Origin of the sequence: Halorubrum sp. Eb13 (genome assembly GCF_002252895.1) — an archaeon.
Classification (GTDB): Archaea; Halobacteriota; Halobacteria; order Halobacteriales; family Haloferacaceae; genus Halorubrum.
The window spans coordinates 1-22,863 of the sequence record NZ_NHPE01000058.1; the positions used below are offsets into that span (position 1 = coordinate 1).

Here is a 22,863-nt window from a genome sequence, read left to right on the forward strand (position 1 = left end):
GCCCGGAGGGGGACGCCATCGAAGACCGGTTGGCGCGGCTGTTTCAGAGCGGCCGGACGAACGCCATCGTCGCGTGGTCGATGGTGGCCGTGCTCGTCGACGCCTCACTCGGAATGCTCGCCCGCGCCCGGGACGGCCGCGGGCTCGCCGGGGTCGCCGGCGACGCGGGCCGGCTCCCGTTCCGAGACGACGCGGTCGACGCGGTCGCGATCGTCGACGCCTTCCACCACCTGCCGGATCAGGACGCCGCTCTCCGGGAGGTCGCGCGGGTGCTCGCGCCGGGCGGCGCGCTCGTGATCCGAGAGTTCGACCCCGCGCACCCGCTGGGACGCGCCCTCGTCGCGGCCGAGCACGCCATCGGGATGGCGTCGCGGTTCCGGACGCCGTCGGACCTCGCGGCCGCGTTCGACGATGTCGGGCTCGACCCCCGGATCGTCGACCGCGGCTTCGGCTACACGGTGGCTGGAGTCAAACGGGGAGAGTGAGAAGGGGTCGGCCGGAGGGCCCGACAAACGAACGCGAACCAGCCGTGCAAGCGAACGCGAACTAGTCGTGCGAGTGGCTGTGCGCGCCGTGGTCGTGGGTCGCGTCTCCGCCGGCCGAGTCGTCGTGGGTGTGGTCCTGTTCGCCGGAGTCCGTCTCGCCGAGCACCTCCGCGCCCTCGCCGTCGATCATGTCCATGTTCTTGAGGTTGTCGCGCTCCTCGAAGTCCTCGACGGCCTCCATCACGTCCTCTTGGGTGATCGTCATCCGGTCCTCCGTGAGCGCGCCGAGGACGGCCTCGCGCAACACCATCCGGAGGTCGGAGCCCGTGAGCCCGCTCGTGCGGTCGGCGACCTCCTCGGGGTCGAAGTCGGCGATCTGCATCTCGCGGGTGACGACTCGCAGGATGTCCGAGCGCATGTCTCGGTCCGGCTTGGGGAAGTTGACGATCTCGTCGAAGCGGCGCCACGCGGCCGCGTCGAGCTGGTCGGGGTGGTTCGTCGCGCCGATGAGGAGGACCTCGTCGCGGACGAGCGACACCTCGTCGATCGACTTGAGCAGGGTGTTGACCGCGCGCTTCAGCGCGGCGTGCTCGTCGGAGCGGCGGGTCTTCGCCACCGAGTCGAACTCGTCGATGAAGAGGATACACGGCGAGAGCCGCTTGGCGACCTCGAACGTCTTCTCGACGTTCTTGGCCGTCTCGCCGAGGTACTGGCTCGTGATCATCGACATTTTCACCTCGACGAGCGGGATGCCGAGCTCGTGCGCGAGCGCCCGCGAGACGGTGGTCTTCCCGGTCCCCGGCGGGCCGACGAACAGCAGCTTCCCGATCTCGCGGAGGCCGATGCTCGCGAGGTACTCGCGGTGCTCGATCGCCTTCACGATCTTCTGTATCTCGCCCTCCTGGTCGCCCGTGAGGACGAGGTCCGCGAGCGTCGTCTCGATCTCTTCGGGGGCCTGCACGCTGACGAGGTCGAGCATCTCGCCGTCCTCGTCCTCGTCGAAGTACTCCTCGAGGAGGGCGTCGATCCAGACGCGGTCCGCCTGAATCGGCCGGACGCTGTCGCGCGCCTCCTCGTGGGTCACGGGCGCGTCGAGGTCCTCGGCGAGCTCGAGCGCGGCGACGACGGTCGGGTTCTCGGCGAGTCGATCGTCGCCCGCGTGGTCCCGGTACCACTCCAGCGCCATCGCCGGCTGGGTGAGGGAAATCTCGCCCGAGAACTCGGTGCGTTGGGTGAAGAGGAGGTCCGAGACGGCCTCCCAGGGGTGATCGACGCCCGTGGCGGTGCGAGTGGTCTCGCTGGTCGCTTTGAGCGGCCGCTCGACGCCGCCCGGAGCGTCGTCGGCGGCGTCGTCCGACCAGAACACCTGCCGGAAGCGCGGGGGCAGATCGTTCTCGTCGAGGTCGCGGTTCTCGGTGTAGAGGTGCGTCGTCAGCACGAACTCGACGACGTCGAGCGCCGGGTTACTCATCCGCGCGACGTAGCCGCGGGACGCGGTTAAGCGCGTCGAACCGCGCCCGTCGTCGGGGCGCGTCCCGCCTCGCGGCGAGGGAGGCGACGAACCGCTGCCGACGTATCGAACGCTTATTAGCCCTGGTGATCGACCTAGTTCCCATGAGCTCAGAGGATGCGACCGCCCCTGGTGACCCCTCCGGGGAGGCTGACGCCGACGCGGACCACGAGAACGCGCTTCAGGACGTGATCGCCGTCGACCCCGACGACACCGAGCAGGGGACGGTAAACCGCCTCGACGCACACACGGGCGACGGGATCCGCCACCGCGCGTTCACCTGCCTCGTCTACGACGCCGAGGGCCGGATCCTGCTGGCTCAGCGCGCGCCGACGAAGCGGCTCTGGGACGGCCACTGGGACGGCACCGTCGCCTCTCACCCGGTCGAGGGGCAGACGCAGGAGGACGCGACGGAACAGCGGCTCGATGAGGAGCTGGGGATCACGCCGGACCAGTACGACGACCTCCGCGTGACGGACAAGTTCGAGTACAAGCGCTACTACCCCAACGCGGGCGTCGAGTGGGAGGTCTGCTCGGTGCTGAAGGTCACCCTCGACGACACGTCGCTCGACCCCGACGACGCGGAGATCGGCGGCATGCTGTGGGCCGACTACGAGCACCTCCACGAGAACCCGGCGCTGTACCGTCAGCTCCGGCTCTGTCCGTGGTTCGAGATCGCGATGCGGCGCGACTTCTCCTGAGCGGCCCGCCGGAGTGCTCCCGAGCGGCCCGTCGGTTGCGGCACAAAACGGCGACTTGAAGACGCGCGGACGACTCGATCCGATATGACTGTCGTCGTCGTCATGGCGCAGCCGCCCCGCGAGGGGCTCGTCGCGACCGGGATCGCGGAGTCGACGCCGCTTTCGACCGCAGAGGCCGCCGACCTGTACGAGGCCCTGTTCCGCGACGCCGTCCTCGCGGTCGACCGCTCCGGCGGCGAGCTCCTCGTCAACTACCCGGTCGACGACGACCTCCCCGCCGAGCACCGCACCGACACCGCCCCCGAGGCGGAGCTGCGCACGCTCGTCGCCGACACCCTCGGCGGCACCGGGGACGCGCGCTTCGAGCGGCAGGTCGGCTCGTCGTTCGGCGCGCGCGCCGGCAACACCGTCACGCATCTGCTCCGCGAGGAGAACGCCGACTCCGTCGCCGTCGTCACCCCGCAGGCGCCGCTGCTCTCGCGCACCGTCATCGACTCGGCCGCGATGAAGCTCAGGACGAACGAGGTCGTGCTCGGCCCCTCCACCCGCGGGCGCACCTACTACGCCGGCTTCACCGCGCCCATCGACTTCGACGGCGCGTTCGAGGCGCCGAGCCTCCCGACGCTGGCGGCGCGCGGCCGCGACGCCGACCGCGACGTCGAGTTCCTGGAGTCGTCGCCGTCGATGGTCGACGGCGACGACCTCCTCGACGCCGTCCCGCTGCTGCGCGCGCGGTTCGCCGCGGAACGCGTCGTCCCGGACTACACCGCCGCGTTCGTCCACGAACACGGGCTGGACGTGGTCGTCGAGGACGGCGAGGAGCGGGTGGTGCGGGACTGAAACGCTCGCTTGTCCCTCTGATACCTATAAATCGACGCCGCGGCGAACGGAACGTATGAAACGTCGTTCCGCGACCGTCGTCCTCGGAAGCGCGCTCGGCGGGCTCGCCGGATGCGCCGAGCGACTCCCCACCGACCCCACCGCCGCCGACGGCGCTGCGACCGTCGCTGACTCCTTCGACGGCGGTCCGGACCGCCCCGACTGCGCGGTCGATAGCCGGTCGATCGAGGTCACCGTCTCGAACGAGACGCGCGAGTACGAGACCGCGGCGACGGTCCCGTACCCGGATCCGCCGACCGCAGTCACCGAGCGCGACGTCGTCGAGTGGGTTCCGTCATTCGAGGAGGCGTACCTGAGCCGCGACGTGCTCTGTGAGCGGAGCGGTTCGGCTCATATTCTGCGGGTCGACTACCGCACCGATCTAACCGAGGTCCTCGACGGCTCCGGCGACGTAACCGTCGTCTACCTGCGATACGCCGGCGGTGCCACTGCGGGCGTGGACGACGGGGGAATGTGGGAGGCCGATATCGGCTTCACCGCGGTCTCGTACGCGGTTGACGAGACGGGTGCGGCGCGGGTCGCGTTTGACCGTCCGCTCGAACCCGGTCACGAGGAGTTCGAATCAGAACGCCGCGACTCGATCGAGGAGGGGGCGTTCGTCGCGGCGTTCGACTGATCGGAGACCGGTTCGGTCTACGGCCCTCAGACCGAGTCGGACGACACCGACACCACTTAGTCGAACGACCCCGAGCGTCCGGACGTGGTGGGATGGCAGAGTGGCCCATTGCGCCGGTCTTGAAAACCGGTAGCCTCACGGCTTCCTGGGTTCGAATCCCAGTCCCACCGTAACGCGTCCGGCGCACGCCGCGTCGCGCGATTTTGCGCCAGTCCGCAGCACCGAGAAACCTATTTTAGTTACGTTCGGCCGAGGGCAGACGGGACCGTCCGACGCCCCACGCCGTCGCCGTTTCGGCCTGAACCGCAAGCCTACGGTTCTCGATCCGGGCCACCCGATAACACCCGCGTCCAGTGTCGTGTGGTATCATGGACCGCATTATCTTTAACAGGTTTCCGGCACATGTTCAGGCTAGGTGATACAACAATGAGCTACGAACTCGATCCGCTTCCGTACGATTACGACGCGCTTGAACCGCACATCTCCGAGCAGGTGCTCGAATGGCACCACGACACCCATCACCAGGGGTACGTGAACGGCTGGAACGCAGCCGAGGAGACGCTCGAAGCCAACCGCGAGGAGCACGACTTCTCCTCGTCGGCCGGCGCCATCCGGAACGTGACCCACAACTCGTCGGGCCACATCCTCCACGACCTGTTCTGGCAGAACATGTCCCCCGAGGGCGGCGACGAGCCCTCCGGTGACCTGGCAGACCGGATCGAGGAAGACTTCGGCTCATACGAGGCGTGGAAGGGCGAGTTCGAGGCGGCCGCCGGCGACGCGTCCGGCTGGGCGCTCCTGGTGTACGACACGTTCTCGAACCAGCTCCGCAACGTCGTGGTCGACAAGCACGACCAGGGCGCGGTCTGGGGCGGCCACCCGGTCCTCGCGCTGGACGTCTGGGAGCACTCCTACTACCACGACTACGGCCCGGCCCGCGGCGAGTTCGTCGACAACTTCTTCGAGGTCGTCGACTGGTCCGAGCCCGCGGCCCGCTACGAGCAGGCCGTCGAGCTCTTCGAGTAACGGTCCACGCCGGACGCGCTCCGAGACGCGCGTCGAATCCCGACGTTTTTTCGACCCGCTGCGCGCCGAGAGCCGCGAGGCCGTGGACTACCGTATCGGCAGCGTTTACGGAGTCGCCGCCGTACCGCCGGCCATGCCCGAGCCGAAGTCGACGTTCGACGCGACCTACCCGTGCGAGTTCTACGAGCCGGCGGAGCTGTTCGAGCCGGACCTGATGTACACCGTCCCCGAGATCGCCCGGCTCCTGCAGGGGTTGGAGCCGGACGCGCAGGTCGACGCCGACACCGAGGCGGTGCTGATCGACTGGGCGATCCCGTGGGTGATGAGCCACGCCGAGGACATGGTCATCGCGGAGCCGCTGTCGGAGGACGGTCCCGGCTACTACGGGGTCGCCGAGCACGCCGTCGACGAGGGCGACGCGAACGGCGAGGCGGCCGCCGGCGCCGACGCGGGCGACGGGGACGCGTGAGCGGGGACCGACCCCCCGACGCGCCGGTCCTGCTCGTCGCGGGCGGCGCCCGCGTCGACGCCGGCAAGACGACGTTCTCGACGGGCCTGGCGGCGAGCCTCGCCGAGCGACGCGGCGACGCGGTCGGCGTCAAGCCCCGCGCCGGCAACGACCACTGGTTCGACCACGACGACTACCGGATCGCGACCGACGGCGGACGGCTCTACGGCAAGGACGCGCGGCGGCTCGCGGCCGCGAGCACGCGACCGCTCGCCGCGGTCGGCGGACGGCGTCGCCCCGAGGCGGTCGCGCCCGAGTCGATCAACCCCGTCCACCGGCTCTGGCGGCCGACGCCCGGGCGGACCGGGATGCTCGGCGACGCGGACCGCACGTTCCTCTGCGACCGCGTCACCGGGCCGGACGGCACCCGATTCGTCGTCAACGGCGCGGCCGAAGCGGCGGGACTCCTCCCGGAGGGGCTCGCGGACCGGCTCCCGATCGCGGACGCGACCCGCGTGGACGACGTCGCGGGGTTCAACGACGTGATGGCCGCCGACTACCTCCCGGCGTTCGACCGGCTCGCGGAGCGGATCGCGGCGACGGCGGTCCCCGTCGTCGTCGAGTCGTACGCGGACGTCGCCGGCCCGCTCCCGCGAGACGGACCCGTGACGCCCGACGCGGTCGCCGTCGTCGACCCCGGCCGGGCGCGGATCTACGCGGGGGACCGGTACGCGAGGGCCCGCGCGGTCGCCTCCGGGAGCCCCCGCGAGGGGACGATGGAGGAGCACACCGGGACCGTGACCGACATGATCGAACCGCTGACGACGGTCGCCCTGCCGGCGCTCGGCGGCGACGAACGGGGGGATCCGGAACGGGTCGCGGAGCGCTACGGGACCGCGTACGAGGCGCTGTTCGAGGCGGTCTGACTGTTCTGGGGACGGGCGGGAGACGCGTCTCCGCGGCTATTTAAAAGGCGGCGGTATTCAGCAAATTCGAGGTGGCGCCCTCGACCTCTAGGAGCGAACGTAGTGAGGAGTAGGTCGGGGACGTAGAACACTCTTTGAAGTATGGACGTGCGTCGAACAGCCGAACAATACCTGTACTGCGCGAACCGAACTGCCGACTACTGTTGGTCCGACACCTCGTACACCGAATGCAAGACCAACAAGCGACAGGTCCGCGACGCACTCTACACTGCACTCCGAGAGGAAACGGATTTAGGCGTTCCGCTTCGTGTAGTGCTCGATCGCGGACTCGATCGAGGAGAGGTCGGCGTTCACCCGCGAGTCGGCGACGCGCATGAAGCCGGGGGTGTAGGAGGCGGAGTAGTCGAAGATGGCGTTGACGGCGCGCTTCGGCGCGGAGACGGCCGCGAAGTCGGTGACCGTGTACACGCGGGTCGTCGGGAACGCGGTCCAGAAGGTGCTGGAGACCCAGCGGTCCTCGTCCTCGAACGTCGTCCCGATGCGACCGGTCGCGAGGTACTCGCCGTCGTGGTAGAACAGCAGGAGGTCGCCGTCGGCCATCCGCTCGAAGGTAGAGCCGTTGCCGCTCTCGTCGTCGACCGCCCACAGGCGGGCCTCGTCGAGGTCCGCGAGGGGTTCCGGACGGTCGTCGTACTCGGTGAGATCGACCGCGGAACGGACCGTTCGGTCGAAGTTCTCCGGGTCTATCGGGACCAGGAAGACGTTCGCGCTCATTGCCTGCACTTTCGCCGGGAGGGTTTTAAACCCGTTCGTTGCCGCGCCGGCCTCGGGAACGGAGTAGCGGCGAGCGTCTCCCGGCGGGCGAGGGCTCAGTCGTCGCCGTACTCCCGGTAGATCCGGTCCATCCGCGCGGCCATCACGAAGTCGGACTCGTGGAGCCCGCCAATGTCGTGGCTCCACATCTCGACGCCCACCTCGCCCCACGAGAGGTGCAGATCCGGGTGGTGCCACTCCTCCTCCGCGAGTTCGCCGACGTCGTTCGTGAACGCCAGCGCGGTCGCGAAGTCCTCGAAGTCGTACGTCGCCTCCAGGTGGTGGTCGTCGACGACCTCCCACGCGTCTCCGAGCTCGGCGAAGTACTCGTCGTACTCGTCGTCGGTCAGCGGCTCGTCTCCCTCTCCCGACGGTTCGACCGGCTCGTCCGCGAGCGATGATGGCATATGACACTATTGGACGACGAGCGGTTTGTACCTTCCGCGGCGGACGGGGCCCAGTGGTCTCCGCCCGTGGTCGTCTCGCTTGCGGTCGATTCCCCCGCGTTCGTCTCGCTCGCGGTCGGCTCCAGCGTGATTCGCTCCGGGCGCACTCGCTTCACCCGCGTTCGACCGGCCCCGCTCACGCGATCTTCATCATCCGCGTCTCGAACTTCCCGACGCGGACGCGGACCCAGCCGGCGAGCTCGTCGTCGAGATCGGGGTCATCGGTGTCGACGCGCAGGGCGCGGACCTCGTCGAGCTTCGCCCGCGAGGCGACGATCCGCAGGTCGCAGCGCCGGATCACGGCCGGCGACAGCTGCGGGTTCCCGCGGCCGAAGACGAACCCCTGCCCGCCGATCGGCGAGACGACGATCACGTTCTCCTCGCCGAGCGCGTCGAGGATCTCCCGTTCGGTCCCGTCCCGGACCACCACCTCGCCGTCGCGCCACACGTCGACGCCGATCGGGGACGGGTCGAACCCCAGCTCCGCCTTGATCGCGCCGACGGTCGACCCCGGCCCGAGCACGAAGGTGACGCCCTCGCCGTCGCGCTCCCGGATGTCGTCGGCGACGCCCTCGGCGAGCGACTCCACGGTCCCGCTGGCGGTCTGTTTCGAGGACTGGAGGTCGTCGGCGACGGGGACCCGAGCGACCGCGCGGAGCTCCGGGTGGACCTCACCCTCGCGGTAGGCGTCCTCGTCGATGTCCATCACCTCGCGGCGCTCGGTGCGCGAGAACGCCGCCGCGACCTCGGCCGCGTCCTCCGGCGAGACGGCGAAGACGGAAGAGTACACCTTCACCCCGGCGGGGACGCCGAGCATGGGGACCTCGCTGCTCCCCGCCTCCAGCGCCGCCGCCACGTCGGCCGCGGTGCCGTCGCCGCCGACGAACAGGACGAGGTCGACCGGGTCGTCGCCCTCGCCGTCGGCGGTGCCGCCCTCAGCGAACGCCTCGACCACGCGCGCGGTGTGCGCGGCGGTCGTCTCCGTGGGGCCCGGCGGGTCGCCGTTCCCGGCCCGGTCCCCGTCGAACGGATCAACGACGCGGACCGGGTCGAAGCCGGTCTCCCTGACCAGTCGCTCGCCCATCGGGTCGGCCGCGGTCGAGACCGTCGCCTCCGGCGCGACGGCCGCGAGCCGCTCTAGCGCCCGCCGCGCGCGGTCGGGGGCCCGGGGCTCGGCGCCGCGAGCGACCGCCTCGGCGACCTTCCCGTCGGTGCCCTTGAGACCGACTCGGCCGCCCATCCCGGCCACCGGGTTCATCACGAAGCCGACGTGCATGGTCTGACCTACGGCGGCGGAAACTTAAGCGGGCGCGTCTCGCCCGCCGCGTCCGTCCGGCGTCCGCGGGCCGCGAGCGTTTCCGGGCGCCGCGGAGTCCGGAAGTTCAATACTTAAGACGCCCCCGGAGCAACCGCCACGCATGCTCCTCGAAGCCGCCGTGACCGAGCCGCTCCCGATCGACGCGACCGCGATCGCCGTGCTCCTCGCGAGCCTCGGCGTCACCGCCGTGTGGCTCGCGTACCTGTACCGGTAATCGTCCGGGAACCGGTCCGCCGCGTCCGACCGCCTCTCTTCTCCTCTCCGCGCCGCGCCCCGCTCACCGCGTCTCGACCAGCGTCGACCGCTCTCGCACCCATTCGGCGGCGCGTTCGGCCTCGGCCGCGTCCGTCGCCGTGATCTTCACGCGGACGCTCTCGCCGGGGTACGAGCCGACGCTCACGTCGAACTCCTCTTGCAGTTCCGTGAAGCGCTCGAGCAGGGCGCTCTCCGGCTCGTCGACGTCGACCGTGACGGTGTGCGTCGGCGTCCCCTCGAACTCGTCGGCGACCGACTCGAACATCGCCTTCATCTCGGTCGGGACCCCTGGGAGGACGTACACCGACTCGACGACGGCGCCCGGCGCGACGCCGGTCTCGTTGGCGAGCGGCCGGCAGTCGGCCGGCAGGTGCGTCGTCTCCGCGGCGAGGTCGTCGGCGCTGTACCCGCGTTCTGCGAGCCACGACGCGGCCTCATCGTTCCGTTCGAGCCCGCGGCCGAAGGCGGCCGCGACCCCGTCCATCGTCACGTCGTCGTGCGTCGGGCCGAGCCCGCCGGTGACGATCACCGCGTCGTACTCGGCGTGGTACTCGTTGACGACCCGCGCGATCTCGCCGACCTCGTCGGGGACGACGGTCACCCGGCGGACGACGACCCCGCGCTCGTCGAGCCGGTCGCAGAGCCACGTCGCGTTCGTGTTCTCGGTGTCACCGACGAGGAGTTCGTCCCCGACGGTGACGACGGCGGCGTTCATACCCCTGCCAAGGCGGCGCGCACTCAAAAGCACCCGAGTTCGGCGCGCGGTCCTCAGCGACCCGGGGAGCGGCCGGCGACCGGCTACTCCTCGTCGTCGTACACGCCGAGCCCCAGATCCCGGCGCTGCTCTTTGAGCGCCTCCAGCTGGCGCCGGAAGTAGGCGACGCCGACGACGGCCGCGACGAGCGCGACCGCGAGGATCACGCCGAAGACGAGCAGGTCGGTCTCGCGGTACGACTGGACCACGACCGACCCGCCTTCCACCGACTCCCAGGTGATCCGGTCGCGGCCGTCGACCGTCTCGATCTCGTGGTCCCGCGGGGCGACGTGTCCCACGACCGGGAAGTCCGTGCTGAACCCGGGCGGGAGCGTCACCGCGTACGACCCGTCGACGTACGCCAGCGTGGTGAACCGGCGGGGCGAGCCGGCCGCCGAGAAGGCGACCTGTCCCTCGCCCGTCCCCTCGGGGAAGCGGACCCACGTCTCGTCGGGCGTCCGGTCGACCTCGCCGCCGCGGGCCCGGAACTCGCTGCCGTTCAGCACCTCGCCGTCGGCGGTGCGGTACCGGAACGCCTCGAACTCCAGCGGCTGGTCGCCGGCGTACGGCGTCTGCCTGTACAGCCGGAGCTCCTCGACGTCGGAGACGTCGTACACGACGGTGTACTGGCTCCCGGTCGAGAGGTTGAACGCGGCGTCGCGGTCGGTGTCGAACTCGTACTCGGTCGGCGGCTCCGCGTCGAGCGTCTCGTTCGCGATCTCGCCGCCGTCGTTGACGTAGGTGAGACAGCCGGCGCTGACGGCGAGCAGCGCGACGACGGCGACCGCGAGGGCGAATCGTCGGTTCACGGGTTCAGACGACGCAGCGCATCTCCGCCGGGAGGTACGAGCCGATCGCGGCGAGCAGCCCCGGCGGGTCGGTGTTCTCGGTGCAGACGATGCTCTGTTCTAAGAGCCCGAGCCGCTCCACGGTGACGATGTCCTGTGCGTGGCCCGCGCGGTTCACCGTCGCGCGCACCTCGCCGCGTGTCGCCGAGTTGACGTTGACCCGGCCGTTCCCGCGCTGCCAGTCGTAGAGGCGGTCGCGCTCGTCGTCGGCGAGGCGGCTCGGCTCGGCGTCCGGGTCGCCGACGTCGCCGCCGTAGACGAACCGGACCGAGAGGTGCTGGACGAGCCCGAACCGCTCGACGACCTGCGCCGGCGACCCCCGTCCGAGCCCGATCTCGTCGGCGGGGACCCGGACGTCGACGCCCGCGTCGAGGACGAACCCGTCGTCGTCCCACGACTCGAGGGCGCCGACGTACTCCTCGCCGGCGGTCAGGCCGCCGTCGTGGGCGACGATCTCGCCCCACGTCTCCGCGAGCACGTTCCGGGCGACCTCGGCGTCCTCGCCGGTCACGTCCACCTGCACGAAGCCGTCGTCGCGGACGCCGACCTGCCAGTCGACGCTCAGTTCGCCGACGTCGTTGGCGACGAGCGATCCCATCCCGTCGAGCGCGCGGTCGCGGGCGTCCCCGTCGACGTAGCACTTTGTTGCGAGGACGACCATCAGCCCGTCACGTCCACGTTGAGCTCGTCACGGAGCTCATCGACGCGCCGGTCCATCGCCTCGCGGAGCCGGTCGTTTTCCATCGCTTCGAGCGGCGAGCCGCACTCGGGACACTCGAAGCCGAAGTCCATCGCCTCGCCGAACTCGAAGCGGATCGAACACACCTCACAGAGGTAGAACTCGTGGGTGCGCTCGTACTCCTCGCGCTCTTCGAGGGCCTCGAGGAGACGGTACATCTCCTCTTCGAGGTTCTCCGGGATGTTGTCGTAGTGGAACGTCCAGAGGTACGTGAGCCACCCCGAGTCCTCGTCGCGCACCCGGCGGTACGTCGCGAGGTCGTTCTCGTACAGGATGAACAGCGCGCGTCGGACGTCGTTGAGCTCCAACCCGAGCTCCTCCGCCAGCTCCTCGTCGGTGACCTCGCCGTCGGGCGGCGCGGCCGCGACCGGCATCCCCGTCGGCCCCACCAGCTCGTGGAGGTACTTCTGGATGACGGGGTCGTTCAGTAGATCCTCAAAAGCCATTACCCGGAATTGGTGGTGGAATCGGGTTAAAAGCTCCGAAATGGCCACCGTCGTCGGGCGTCGGCACGCCCTGGGATCCGACCGCCGACGGCCCAGACGACCGCCCTCGTGAGACCGACCGCCGACGGCCCAGACGACCGCCCTCGTGAGACCGACCGCCGACGGCCCGGATGACCGCCGTCGCGAGACCGACCGCCGCGGGCTCCGGCAAAGCTTTACGCCGCCCGTCGCACCACTCGTTCGTAATGAGCGAGTCCGACGGACGGAGCGGACGAACGCGCGTCAGGCGAGCCACCGGAGCGTTCGCGCTCGCGACGGTCCCCGCGCTGCTCGCCGCGGCGCCGCTTCTCCTCCTCGCCGTCGCTCTCGGCCCCGCCGGCCTCGGCGTCGTCGGCCCGGCCGCGCTCGGCGGGGTCCCGCCGGTCGCCGCCGCCGCGCTCGCCGCGGTCGTCCTCGGCCTCGGGGGGTCGGCGCTCGTGGGCCCGGTGCTCGTCGACCGGCGGATCGCGCGCCTCCCTGAGGCCGAGCTCGACGACCGGCCGGCCGACTTCGTCGCCGACCGCGTCGCGACACTCGCCGGGGAGGTCGGCGTCGACGTCCCGGCGGTGACGGTCGTCCGCGCCGACGCCGCCAACGTCGCCGTCGCGGACGGTCACCGGGGCGCGCGGCTCGTCGTCTCGACGCGGCTGCTCTCCCTCCCGGCGGCCGACCGAGACGCCGCGCTCCGCCACGCGCTCGTGCGGCTTCGGACCCGCGAGGCGGCGGTCACCACGGCCCTGCTGCCGGCGCTGGCGCTCGTCGAGACGGTGGCGCTGCTGGCGACGCTGCTCGTCGGCCGCCGCGCCGACCGGACCGCGGCGGACCGGCGCGTCAACCGGATCCACGGGTACGAGCCCGAGGGGAACCGGATCCCGCCGCGGGCGTACACCGTCGCCGGCGCCCTGCTGTGGCTGCTCCTGCTGCCGGCGTGGGCGCCCGCGGCCCTCGGCGACCGGCTCTACGTCGGTGGCGGCCGCCGGGACGCCGACGCCGCGGTGGCGCGGCTCGGGAGCGCCGAGCGCGACGGGCTCGGGAACGCGGTCGCGTTCGCGGGCGAGGCGGCGGGCGCCGCCGACTGGCCGCCCCTGCTCGACCGGCTGTCGCTCGCCTCGATGGCGGACGCCGAGACGGGCCGCGTGCGCGGGACGAGCCGACAGGAGGCGCGCCTCCGGCTCGCGCTGCTGCGGTCGAAGCGGTCGCTCTGAGAGTCGCCGCTCCGCGGACGTTCCCGCCAGCTCGACCCGGTCCCGCGTCTCCCGCCCGTTCCCGTGTCCCCCGCGGGGTCTCGCTCGGAGTCTCCGTCTAGGGGTGCGCGGGCACGGCCAGCCGGAGCGTGGTCCCCTCGCTCGACGTGTCGACCGAGAACTCCCCGCCGGCCTTGGCCACGACCCAGTAGATCAGCCAGATCCCCAGCCGGTCCGCGTGGTTCAGCGACGTCTCGCCGAGTTCGAGCACGCGCGTCTCGTGGTCCGGGATGCCCGGACCGTCGTCCGCGATCTCGATCGCGAGCCACTCCCCCGACTCCCACTCGACGTCGACTTCGACCGACGGGCTCCGACCGTCGTTGTGCTTGACGGCGTTCTCCATTCCCTCCTCGATCGCCGTCACCAGTCCGGAGACCGTCGTTTCGAGCGGGTCGTCGGGCGGCAGCGAGAGGGTCACCGACGCCTCGGGATACCTGTCTCGAACCCTCGATCGCACCTCGATCAGGCGATCGCGGAGCGCGACGGCGGTCCCGGCCGTCGAGGGCCCCGAGAGCGTCCGGTCGAGCTTCTGGACCGCGGTGGCGAGCCCCATCAGGTCGTCCGTCGTCTCGTCGATCACCTCCAGCGAACCGAGCGCCTCGTCGTCGTCGACGGCCTGCCGCAGCAGTTCCGTGTACCCCGAGATGAGGTTCATCTTGTTCCGGAGGTTGTGGCTGAGCACGCGGTTCATCACCTCCATCCGGCGCTCCCGGATCTTCCGGTCGGTGATGTCCGTCTGAAACCCGACGTAGTGGGTGACCGTCCCCGCCTCGTCGCGGATGGGAGCGACCGTGAGTCGGTTCCAGAACTTCTGGCCGTTGCGGCGGTAGTTCAGGACGTCGACCCCGACCGGCCGCTCCTCGTCGATCGCCTCTCGGATCGCCGCGGTCGTCTCCGGGTCGGTGTCCTCGCCCTGAAGGAACCGGCAGTCCGCGCCGAACACCTCGGTGCCGTAGCCGGTGAGCGCCTCGAACTCGTCGTTCGTGTACACGAGCGGGTTGTCCCCGTCGCCGCTCTCGTCGACGTCGGCGATCGTGATCCCGACCGGCGCCTCGTCCATCGCGCGCTCCTTCAGTCGGAGGTCCTCGACGGTCTCTTCGAGCTTCCGCTCCCGGGCCGCGAGCCGGAGCGAGGTGCGACGCCGCTCGACGAGGTTGCCGACCCGGATGCGGAGGGCCCGCTTCCGAACCGGCAGCCGGATGACGTCGTCGACGTAGTCCCACGTCTTCTCAGCCGGGGCGCCCGCGCCGTCGCTCACGAGGAGGACGAACGGGAGGAAGACGGGAGCGGCCAGCTCTCGCCGCCGCTGGATCGACCCGGCGACGCGGTTGAACTCGCGGGCGTCGAAGACGCAGCAGTCGAACGTCGAGTCGAGCGACTCCACGTCGGTCGTCGCGTCGGTCCGGAACCGATCGCTCAGGGCCTCGGACACCAGCTCTCGGTCGCGTCCCGGCCGCATGAAAAGCAGTACTCGCGGGTCCCGGTCGGACTCAGGCGCGCCTCCGTTCGGGGCGTCGTCGGTCCGGTCCGCGGGTCCGCTGTCGGCGGCCTCCTCGGCGGGCTTGTCGACGCCGCCGCCTCGGGAGGGCGCACCGTCGGCGAGCCCCTCTGGACCCGTGTCCATCTCTCGTGGACGGTGAGTACACGGCCACAAAGAGTTACCCATTCATTAACTACCCCGCGTGCGGAGGGATCGGTATGTCCGAGTCACTGCCCGAGCGCGTGTCGACCGGCATCCCGGGCCTCGACGAGATCCTGTCCGGGGGACTGATCCCGGATCGAAGCTACATGATACGGGGTCAGGCGGGCAGCGGGAAGACGATCCTCAGCCTTCACTTCCTCCAGCGGGGCGTCGACGAGGGAGAGACGTCGCTGTTCATCAACTTGGAGGAGGACATCCGCGACCTCGAGTCGAACGCGGCGGCCCTCGGCTTCGACACGGACGCGATCGAGTTCCTCGACCTGAGCCCGGGCGCCGACGTGTTCACCGAGGAGCAGTCGTACGAGGTGTTCGCGCCGTCGGAGGTCGAGAGCGAGCCGCTCACCGAGCAGATCGTGGACGGCGTCACCGCGGTCGACCCCGACCGCGTCGTCGTCGACCCGTTGACCCAGCTCCGGTTCCTGCTGTCGGACGACTACCAGTTCCGCAAGCAGGTGGTCGGGTTCATGCGGTTCCTGAAGGACCAGGGCGCGACCGTGGCGTTCACGGTCCAGAACACCCCCTCGCTGCCGACCGACGACCTGGAGTTCATCACCGACGGGTCGATCCGGCTGGGCACGGAGGAGTACGGGAAGACGATCGAGGTGCCGAAGTTCCGCGGGTCGTCGACGCTGAACGGCGACCACGCCTACCGGGTGACCGACCACGGCATCGAGGTATACCCGGCGCTGCAGCCCGGGAAGCACGACGGCGACTTCGACTTCGAGCAGATCTCCTCGGGGATCGAGGGGGTCGACGAGCTGCTCCACGGCGGGCTCGAACGCGGCACGGTCAGCATCGTCAGCGGGCCGACCGGGGTCGGGAAGACGACGCTGAGCACGCAGTTCATGAAGGAGGCCGCCGAGCGCGGCGAGCGCTCGGTCATCTACCTGTTCGAGGAGAACCGCGAGACGTTCCTCACGCGCTCCCGCGCCGTCGACATCCCGGCCGACGAGATGATCGAGCGGGGGACGCTCCAGGTGAACGAGGTGGAGGCCCTCGAACGGTCGCCACAGGAGTTCGCCCGGATGGTCCGCGAGGAGGTCGAGGAGCGCGGGGCGGACATCGTGATGGTCGACGGCATCGCGGGGTACCGGCTCACGCTCCGCGGCGAGGAAGGGATGATGCTCCAGCAGATGCACGCTCTGGGGCGGTACCTCAAGAACATGGGTGCGACCGCCATCTTCATCGACGAGACGCGCAACATCACCGGTCAGTTTCAGGCGACCGTCGAGAACATCAGCTACCTCGCGGACAACATCGTCTTCCTCCGGCACTTGGAGGTCCAAGGCGAGATGCGGAAGGCGATCGGCGTCCTGAAGAAGCGGACGAGCGACTTCGAGCGGACGATCCGCGAGTTCCGGATCACCGAGGACGGCGTCTCGGTCGGCGAGCCGATGACGGGGCTCCGCGGCATCCTGAGCGGGACGCCGGAGGTCGTCGACGACGCGTCGGAGTTGGCGGGCATCGACGAGGAGTGATCCCGCCCCGGTAGGAGCGCGACGAGAGCCCCGAGTCAGTCCGGCCCGTCGTCGCCCTCGTCGGCGTCGACGACCGTCTTCCCGGTCGGTTCCGGGATCACCTTCCGATCTGCGTCGTCCCACTCGCGGTCCAGCTCGGTGCCCTCGAACAGCCGGTCTAAGAACACTGCGAGCCCGGCGACCTCGGAATGCGGTTGGTTCGTCACGCCCACGTTGAAGTCGGCGCGCTCGTACAGCGCCCACGGCACCTTCTCGCCGCCGACGACGACGAGGAGGTCGCGAGGCGTCGTCGGGCTCTCGGCCGCGTCCGGGAGCCCGACCGCCTCCCGGATCTCCTCTTCGACGTCCTGCACGCGCTCGCCGTACATCGTGAGGTGGACGACGACGCCCTCCCAGCCTCGAACGATCGCCTTCTGGTCCCCGCGGAGCTCGACCGCGAAGGGGCCGCCGAACCGGTCGGTGATGTCCCGCACCGTCTCCGCGGACTGGCCGGCGTTGTCGGGGAAGACCACGCGGTCAGCGCCGAGCGCCCGGGCGGTGAGCCCGACGTGCGTCGTCATGCGGTCGTCGCGTCCGGGCCGGTGGCCGTAGCGGAGGACGGCGACCTCGCGCGCCTCGTGCATGAACGGCGATGCGCCCGCGACGGGTGTGGTCCTTTCGATGCGGTCGCGGCGGTCGGACCGGTCCTTTCGATGCGGTCGCGGCGGTCGGACCGGTCCGAGTCGCCGCCGGAGGGGACCGCGCAGTCGTCCGGGAACATAGCACAGTCGTGGATCGTTTATCCGATCGAACCCGGGAGGTGACCACGTAAGTGAAAGATTCATTGCGGAGGCGGTCGCCGAGTGTGGTATGACGAGCGTCAAGGAGTTCCGCGTCGACGAGCCCGCGACCGCCGACTCGCTCGGGCGGGGTCGGTTCGTCTTCACGGACGCGTACTCGGTGTTCGACTGGGGCCAGATGCCCGACGCGATCCCGCGGAAGGGCGCGAGCCTCTGCGCGATGGGCGCGTTCAACTTCGAGCTGCTGGAGGCCGAGGGCCTCCCGACTCACTACCGCGGGGTCGCGGACGCCGAGACGGGCGAGACCGTCGCCCTCGCCGACGCGACCGCCCCGCCGACGGAGATGGCGATCGACCTGACGCAGGTCCCCGACCTGCCGTACGAAGGGCCCGAGGCCGGCTACGACTACGACGCCTTCCGCGCCGCGGGCGGCGGGAACTACCTCGTCCCGCTGGAGGTCGTCTTCCGGAACCGCGTCCCGATCGGCTCCAGCCTGCGACGGCGCGCCGACCCCGCCGACTTCGGCCTCGACGCGGACCCCGATATCGCCGCCGACGAGTGGCCCGACGAGCCGGTCGACCTGCCGGAGCCGGTCGTGGAGTTCTCCACGAAGTACGAGGAGCAGGACCGCTACCTGAGCCGCGCCGAGGCCGACCGGATCGCGGGCGCCGCCGACGTCGACGCCCTCGAGTCGCTCGCGCTCGACGTGAACCGCGTCGTCACCGAGCGCGCCGACGCCGTCGGCTTCGCCCACGAGGACGGGAAGATCGAGTGCCTCTACGCCGACGGCGAGCTCCGCGTCGCCGACGTGGTCGGCACGTTCGACGAGAACCGCTTCTCGTACGGGGGCCGCGGGGTCTCGAAGGAGGTCGTCCGGCAGTGGTACCGGGCGAACGACCCGGAGTGGGTCGAGGCCGTGAAGGAGGCGAAGGCGGCGGTCGCGGGCCGCGAGATCGACGACTGGCGCGAGCTCTGCGAGCGCGACCCCGAACCCCTCCCCTCGGCCGTCGTCGACGCGGTCTCCGAGCTGTACGCGGCCGGGACGAACGCCTACACCGACCGGGAGTGGTTCGACGTCCCGGACATCGAGGCCGCGCTCGACGCGGTCGATGGGCTGTAGGGAGAACTGGACGGTCGACTCCCGGGAACCGCCGACGAAATCCTCACGATCGACGAAACGCGAGGGAACCTCTTTACTCCCGACGCGCGTGGGTCGAGGCATGCCCACCGACGCCGACTTCGGGGAACGGTTGGAGTCACGCACCGGGACGTATCTCGACCGGATCGACGACTGCGTCGCGCTCCTCCCGCGCGCCCTCGACGAGTACGCGAACGACGGTCCGTACCGCGCGACGGTCGGCGAGATCGCCGCCATCGAGAGCGAGTGCGACGAGCTGGTCCGCGAGATCACCGGGATCATCACGAACGCCGGCCCGGACGACGTCGGACTGCTCAACACGCGGATCAACTTCAACGAGTCGGCGCTGCTCGACTTCTACAACGAGCTCGACGTCGTCGCGAACCACACCGAGCGGATCGTCCAGGAGGTCGTCATGATGCAACCGGCGGCGGACGTCGACCCCTTCCGGGACATGCGCGAGATGGCGAGTCGCATCGCCGAGATGACCGTGGTGCTCGGCGACGTGGTGGAGGGGTTCGTCCGCGGGCTCGCCCGGAGCGACGCCACCGCGACGCTCACGGAGGGGGTCGAGGCGATCCGCGGGCTCGAGAGCGAATGCGACGAGCTTCGCAACGACGCCGTCGCGACCGCCTTCGCCGACGACGCGATCGAGGACCCGCTCGTCTACCGCGAGCTGGCGATCCTGCTGGACGAGCTGGCGAACACGATCGAGGACCTCACCGACCGGATCGTCGTCATCGCCAGCAAGGAGCCGGGCATCGTCACGGAGTCGGAGCCCGACGCGAGCGAGGAGTAGGCTTATAAATGCGGCCGAGCCGGCGACCGCCTACCGCCGCGCCCACGCCAGCATGCGCTCGTAGAACGGCTCCGAGGCGAGCGCGCCGGCGTCGCCGACCAAGGTCAGCTGCTTTTTGGCCCGCGTGAGCGCGACGTTCATGCGGCGGTGGTCCTCGAATATCGGCCCGTCGAGGTCGCCCGTCGCGACCAGCGAGACGACGATCACCTCCTTCGAGGAGCCCTGGAAGCGGTCGACAGTGTCGACCGTGACGGGGGTCCGCTTGCCGATCTCAGCGACCTGCGCGCGGAAGGGGGCGATGACGCCGATCTCGTCGGGGGCGACGCCGGCGGCGAGGTAGGCGTCGACGACCTCGGCGACGCGCTCGGCCTCCCGGACGTTCCGGTTGCCGTCGCGGGTCCCGTCGGGGTCGACGAAGGCGACGCCCCCCGCGAGCCCGTCCGGGAGTACCGCGGGGTCGACGCCGAGGTCGCGGAGGGTCTGACCCGCGACTTCGGGGGTCGCCGGGCGGAGCGCGCCGTCGTAGAACTCCGCGGAGGCGAACGCCTGAATGCGCTGGCTCATCCGGTACTGGCGGTCGAGCATGACGCTCGCGTCGGGGTACGCCTCGATGAGACGCTGGAAGAGCGACGTCCGGAGGTCGTTCTCGGCGCGGACGACGGGCGGGAGCTGCTCGTGGTCGCCGACGAGGACGAACCGGTCCGCGAGGTTGATCGCGGCGTGGGTTCCCGGCTCCGTGAGCTGGGAGGCCTCGTCGACGAGGGCGACGTCGAACTCGCACTCGCGCATCACGCGGGAGCCGCAGGCCGCGGTGGTGGCGGCGACGACGGGCGCGTCCCGCAGCTCGGCGGCCTTCGCGTTCGGGTCGCCGCGCTGGACGAGGCGCACGTCCTGCATGTCGCCGCGGACGCCGGTCTCGGTGCCGACGCGGAGCACGTCGCCGAACCCCTGATCGCGGAGCGCCTCCAGCGCGTTGTCGACCGCGCGGTTGGTGAACGCCGAGAGCAGCACCCGGTTGCCCTCCTCGACGAGCGCGCGGATCGTCCGGGCGATGGTGTACGTCTTCCCGGTGCCCGGCGGGCCGTGGATCAGCGCGCAGTCCTCGGCGTCGACGGCGAGCTCGACGGCCTCGTTCTGGGCCGCGTTGTTTCCGATGTAGGCGTCGGGGGCGTTCGGGTCGTCGCCTCCGGGCGTTCCGGCCGGTCGCTCGCTCTCCGCCCGGAACTCGGGCTCGCGCCGCTCGAACAGGACGTCTTTCCGCCGATCGCTCCCTTTTAAGATCGCGTCGTGGAGCGCGGTGAGCGAGCGGTCGACCGAGATCTCGGAGGGGTAGACGTCGAGCCGCCGGAGCTCCACCGGCTCGTCGGTCTCGACGACGACCTCGTCGCCCAGTTCGGTGATGCGGCCGAGCTCGGCGTGTCCCCCGACCGGGTCGCCGTCGCTCGCGAGCGCCACGTCGCCCTCGCGGAGCTTCGAGACGGCGTCGCCGGGCTTCCGAGCGCGGAGCTCCCACCGGGCGTCGTCGATCTCCGTCTGCGAGACCGGCTCCAGATCGATGAGCGCGCGGTCGTCGGCGGCGCGCTCCGCGGGCGTCTGCTCCCACAGCTTCCGGTACTCGGCGTGGGTCTCGCGGCGCTCCTCCTCCAAGGCGACGTAGAAGCGGTCGAAGTAGTCGCGCTCCTCGTCGGGGACCGGATTCCCGACCGACCCCGCCTTCGACTCTTGGTCGAGGCGGCCGGAGACGACCATGCAGGTGTCCTGCTCGAAGCAGTACTGGCACTTGGCGTCGGCCTCGTACCCCGTGGGAACGGTCGGGCGCTCGCCGGGGTCGTTGAGCGCGCGCCACTCCATCGCCGCGAGGGCGTTGCGCTCGCGGACGACGAACTCCAGCAGGCCCCGCCCCACCGAGAACTCCTTGGCGGGCGCGAGGTCGCCAGACTCCTCGTTGCGGTCGAGGGCGGTGTTCTTCGTGTACAGGAGGGTCCCGATGTCGGGGTCGACGCCGCGCTCCTCCAGCATGAGGGCGTAGCAGGCCGCCTGGATCTTGTCGTGGAAGCGGGGCTCGCGCTTGGTGTTCTTCCCGGTCTTCAGCTCCACGGGGGTCCCGCGGCGGAGCGCGTCGGCGCGCCCCTTCAGGCCGAACGTCGACGAGATGAGGGTGAACTCCGACCGCCACGTGTCCTCGTCCGAGAGCGTCCCCTGCGCGAGCCACCCCTCGATCGCCGCCGCGTTCCGGCGCACCTCGTCGGCGACCTCCTCGGGCTCGTAGCCCAACAGCCCGAGTTCGAGGCCGGCCTCCTCGACGCGGTCCGCGACCGACGCCTCCAGGTCCATCCCGCGCAGCAGGTCGCCGAACACCTCGTGGACGACGGTCCCCTTGACCACGGGGTAGTTGAGCGGGATCCCCGAGAGCTTATTTAAATAGTACATCCGCGGGCACTGCACCCACGAGCGGATCCCGGTCACGTCGACGAGGAAGTCGGGTTCGAGCACGACCCACGAGTCGCCCGTGGTCGCGTACCCGACCTCGCCGCCGAACTCGTCCTCCTCGGCGTCGGTGACGAGCAGTTCCATGCCCGTCTCGGCGTGTTCCGCGGTCTCCGCCCACTTCCCCCACAGCGTCACGTCGACCGGGTCGCCCGCGCCGCGCTCGGGCCGGATCCGGAGCTCGCGGAGCTCTCGGTCCCCGTACGACGTCGACACCGTCCGCGCCTCCCCGACGGAGAGGATCGGCCCCCGAACGTTCACGGCCGCCATCGGCGGCGCCCCGGAAAAACGCTGTCGGTGAGGGTATCGGTGCCGTCGCGGTCGGCGCCGTCGCGGTCGTCTCCGTCGCGACCGACACGCTCATGCGGCTCTCCCCGCTACGTTACGCCGACATGCGCGTACGAGACTGGGACGACATCCTCGCCGACGTCGCGAGCGACTCGACCGATCCGGACGGCTGGCGGGCCGTCGCCGGCTCCCGGCGCGAGGGGCTCGGCGAGGACCTCTACTTCGGCCACCCGACCGTCGGCGTCTACCACCTCAAGACGTACGCGAAGAACCCGCGCGACCTCCGCGGCGTCGGCGCGCGGGTGGCCCGCAAGGTCGACGACGAGCTCGACCCCCTCCTCCCGAACGAGGGGTCTGACGGCCGGTTCGCGGTCCGGTCGCCGCCGGAGGACGAGGAGGCGGCGAAGGACGTCGCGACGCGGCTGCGCGAGACGCTGAAGGTCCACGCCGAGGCGCCGACGGACCCCGACCACCTGTTCGAGGACGTGATGGAGGCGATCGACTCGCCGGCGTTCGGGCCGATGGACTACCGGTTCGACGGCCGACCGGACGAGCTCGATGAGCTCTCCGACACGTTCGACGAGGCCGAGGAGCTCCTCTCCTCGGAGCTGGAGGATCTGATCGACGAGGACGACGTCGACCGCGGCTTCCACTGAGTCCGGCGGGCCCGAGCCCTCG

General features: G+C 70.6%; 23 protein-coding genes, 1 tRNA gene and 1 pseudogene. 14 read left to right on the top strand and 11 right to left on the bottom strand.

Going from position 1 to position 22,863, the window contains the following annotated elements; genetic code table 11:
- On the top strand, nt 1-485 hold a 485-nt coding region (locus DJ75_RS05925; protein WP_141211986.1), incomplete at its 5' end, for a class I SAM-dependent methyltransferase.
- A gap of 61 nt (nt 486-546) precedes the next feature.
- On the opposite strand, the gene DJ75_RS05930 is transcribed toward DJ75_RS05925, so the two are convergent.
- A complete protein-coding gene (locus DJ75_RS05930; protein ID WP_094523449.1) occupies nt 547-1,956 on the bottom strand; it encodes an ATP-binding protein in 1,410 nt (469 codons plus the stop codon).
- A 143-nt stretch (nt 1,957-2,099) separates the two neighbouring features.
- Between DJ75_RS05930 and DJ75_RS05935 the strand changes: the two genes are divergently transcribed.
- From DJ75_RS05935 to DJ75_RS19000, 8 genes and pseudogenes are all read left to right on the top strand, one after another.
- On the top strand, nt 2,100-2,696 hold the full coding sequence (locus DJ75_RS05935; protein ID WP_094523451.1) for an NUDIX domain-containing protein: 597 nt from the start codon (nt 2,100-2,102) through the stop codon (nt 2,694-2,696).
- A gap of 84 nt (nt 2,697-2,780) precedes the next feature.
- Nucleotides 2,781-3,536: a DUF2064 domain-containing protein gene (locus DJ75_RS05940; RefSeq protein WP_094523453.1), complete on the top strand. Its 756-nt coding sequence runs from the start codon at nt 2,781-2,783 to the stop codon at nt 3,534-3,536.
- Nucleotides 3,537-3,591: 55 nt separating this feature from the next.
- A complete protein-coding gene (locus DJ75_RS05945; RefSeq protein WP_094523454.1) occupies nt 3,592-4,212 on the top strand; it encodes a hypothetical protein in 621 nt (206 codons plus the stop codon).
- A gap of 86 nt (nt 4,213-4,298) precedes the next feature.
- Nucleotides 4,299-4,382: transfer RNA gene (locus DJ75_RS05950), tRNA-Ser, on the top strand.
- A 256-nt stretch (nt 4,383-4,638) separates the two neighbouring features.
- The gene (gene sod / locus DJ75_RS05955) at nt 4,639-5,238 is read left to right on the top strand and encodes a superoxide dismutase (RefSeq protein WP_094523456.1); all 600 of its coding nucleotides are present in this window, start codon (nt 4,639-4,641) and stop codon (nt 5,236-5,238) included.
- Between the two features lie 133 nt (nt 5,239-5,371).
- Complete coding sequence (locus tag DJ75_RS05960) at nt 5,372-5,707, top strand: DUF5827 family protein (protein ID WP_094523457.1); 336 nt, start codon at nt 5,372-5,374, stop codon at nt 5,705-5,707.
- A complete protein-coding gene (locus DJ75_RS05965) occupies nt 5,704-6,612 on the top strand; it encodes an ATPase (protein ID WP_094523459.1) in 909 nt (302 codons plus the stop codon). Before DJ75_RS05960 ends, DJ75_RS05965 begins: the two co-directional genes overlap by 4 nt.
- 141 nt (nt 6,613-6,753) lie before the next feature.
- Nucleotides 6,754-6,918, top strand: a pseudogene (locus tag DJ75_RS19000) (RNA-guided endonuclease TnpB family protein); the annotation flags it as partial.
- On the opposite strand, the gene DJ75_RS05975 reads toward DJ75_RS19000, so the two are convergent.
- The 7 genes from DJ75_RS05975 to DJ75_RS06005 all read right to left on the bottom strand — a co-directional run bounded on the left by DJ75_RS05975 (nt 6,904) and on the right by DJ75_RS06005 (nt 12,231).
- A complete protein-coding gene (locus tag DJ75_RS05975) occupies nt 6,904-7,386 on the bottom strand; it encodes a hypothetical protein (RefSeq protein ID WP_094523461.1) in 483 nt (160 codons plus the stop codon). The pseudogene DJ75_RS19000 and the gene DJ75_RS05975 sit on opposite strands and share 15 nt — an antisense overlap.
- Before the next feature lie 95 nt (nt 7,387-7,481).
- On the bottom strand, nt 7,482-7,832 hold the full coding sequence (locus DJ75_RS05980) for a 4a-hydroxytetrahydrobiopterin dehydratase (RefSeq protein WP_094523463.1): 351 nt from the start codon (nt 7,830-7,832) through the stop codon (nt 7,482-7,484).
- A gap of 175 nt (nt 7,833-8,007) precedes the next feature.
- A complete protein-coding gene (locus tag DJ75_RS05985; RefSeq protein WP_094523465.1) occupies nt 8,008-9,147 on the bottom strand; it encodes an ATP-NAD kinase family protein in 1,140 nt (379 codons plus the stop codon).
- Between the two features lie 319 nt (nt 9,148-9,466).
- Nucleotides 9,467-10,159, bottom strand: coding sequence for a molybdopterin-binding protein (locus tag DJ75_RS05990; RefSeq protein WP_094523467.1), 693 nt, complete (start codon nt 10,157-10,159; stop codon nt 9,467-9,469).
- Nucleotides 10,160-10,242: 83 nt separating this feature from the next.
- Complete coding sequence (locus DJ75_RS05995; RefSeq protein WP_094523469.1) at nt 10,243-11,007, bottom strand: DUF5803 family protein; 765 nt, start codon at nt 11,005-11,007, stop codon at nt 10,243-10,245.
- 4 nt (nt 11,008-11,011) lie between these two features.
- The gene (locus DJ75_RS06000) at nt 11,012-11,707 is read right to left on the bottom strand and encodes a DUF2110 family protein (RefSeq protein WP_094523471.1); all 696 of its coding nucleotides are present in this window, start codon (nt 11,705-11,707) and stop codon (nt 11,012-11,014) included.
- Nucleotides 11,707-12,231, bottom strand: a complete 525-nt coding sequence (locus DJ75_RS06005; RefSeq protein ID WP_094523473.1) for a transcription factor — start codon at nt 12,229-12,231, stop codon at nt 11,707-11,709. The genes DJ75_RS06000 and DJ75_RS06005 overlap by 1 nt, the downstream gene beginning before the upstream one ends.
- A 245-nt stretch (nt 12,232-12,476) precedes the next feature.
- On the opposite strand from DJ75_RS06005, the gene DJ75_RS06010 reads away from it, so the two are divergent.
- Complete coding sequence (locus DJ75_RS06010) at nt 12,477-13,475, top strand: hypothetical protein (RefSeq protein ID WP_094523475.1); 999 nt, start codon at nt 12,477-12,479, stop codon at nt 13,473-13,475.
- Between the two features lie 97 nt (nt 13,476-13,572).
- Here DJ75_RS06010 and DJ75_RS06015 read toward each other — a convergent pair whose 3' ends face one another.
- Nucleotides 13,573-15,138, bottom strand: coding sequence for a PAS domain-containing protein (locus tag DJ75_RS06015; RefSeq protein ID WP_094523477.1), 1,566 nt, complete (start codon nt 15,136-15,138; stop codon nt 13,573-13,575).
- 74 nt (nt 15,139-15,212) lie between these two features.
- Between DJ75_RS06015 and DJ75_RS06020 the strand changes: the two genes are divergently transcribed.
- Complete coding sequence (locus tag DJ75_RS06020) at nt 15,213-16,694, top strand: ATPase domain-containing protein (RefSeq protein ID WP_094523479.1); 1,482 nt, start codon at nt 15,213-15,215, stop codon at nt 16,692-16,694.
- Nucleotides 16,695-16,729: 35 nt separating this feature from the next.
- On the opposite strand, the gene DJ75_RS06025 is transcribed toward DJ75_RS06020, so the two are convergent.
- On the bottom strand, nt 16,730-17,317 hold the full coding sequence (locus tag DJ75_RS06025) for a tRNA (cytidine(56)-2'-O)-methyltransferase (protein WP_094523481.1): 588 nt from the start codon (nt 17,315-17,317) through the stop codon (nt 16,730-16,732).
- A 226-nt stretch (nt 17,318-17,543) separates the two neighbouring features.
- Between DJ75_RS06025 and DJ75_RS06030 the strand changes: the two genes are divergently transcribed.
- Together DJ75_RS06030 and DJ75_RS06035 are read left to right on the top strand one after the other, a co-directional pair.
- Nucleotides 17,544-18,593: a phosphoribosylaminoimidazolesuccinocarboxamide synthase gene (locus tag DJ75_RS06030; protein WP_094523483.1), complete on the top strand. Its 1,050-nt coding sequence runs from the start codon at nt 17,544-17,546 to the stop codon at nt 18,591-18,593.
- Between the two features lie 100 nt (nt 18,594-18,693).
- The gene (locus DJ75_RS06035) at nt 18,694-19,410 is read left to right on the top strand and encodes a DUF47 domain-containing protein (RefSeq protein ID WP_094523485.1); all 717 of its coding nucleotides are present in this window, start codon (nt 18,694-18,696) and stop codon (nt 19,408-19,410) included.
- 30 nt (nt 19,411-19,440) lie between these two features.
- Here the strand turns inward: DJ75_RS06035 and DJ75_RS06040 are convergent, their stop codons facing one another.
- The gene (locus tag DJ75_RS06040; protein ID WP_094523694.1) at nt 19,441-22,158 is read right to left on the bottom strand and encodes an AAA domain-containing protein; all 2,718 of its coding nucleotides are present in this window, start codon (nt 22,156-22,158) and stop codon (nt 19,441-19,443) included.
- 131 nt (nt 22,159-22,289) lie between these two features.
- Here DJ75_RS06040 and DJ75_RS06045 point away from each other — a divergent pair, with 131 nt between their 5' ends.
- Complete coding sequence (locus DJ75_RS06045) at nt 22,290-22,841, top strand: hypothetical protein (protein ID WP_094523487.1); 552 nt, start codon at nt 22,290-22,292, stop codon at nt 22,839-22,841.
- Nucleotides 22,842-22,863: the final 22 nt, after the last annotated feature.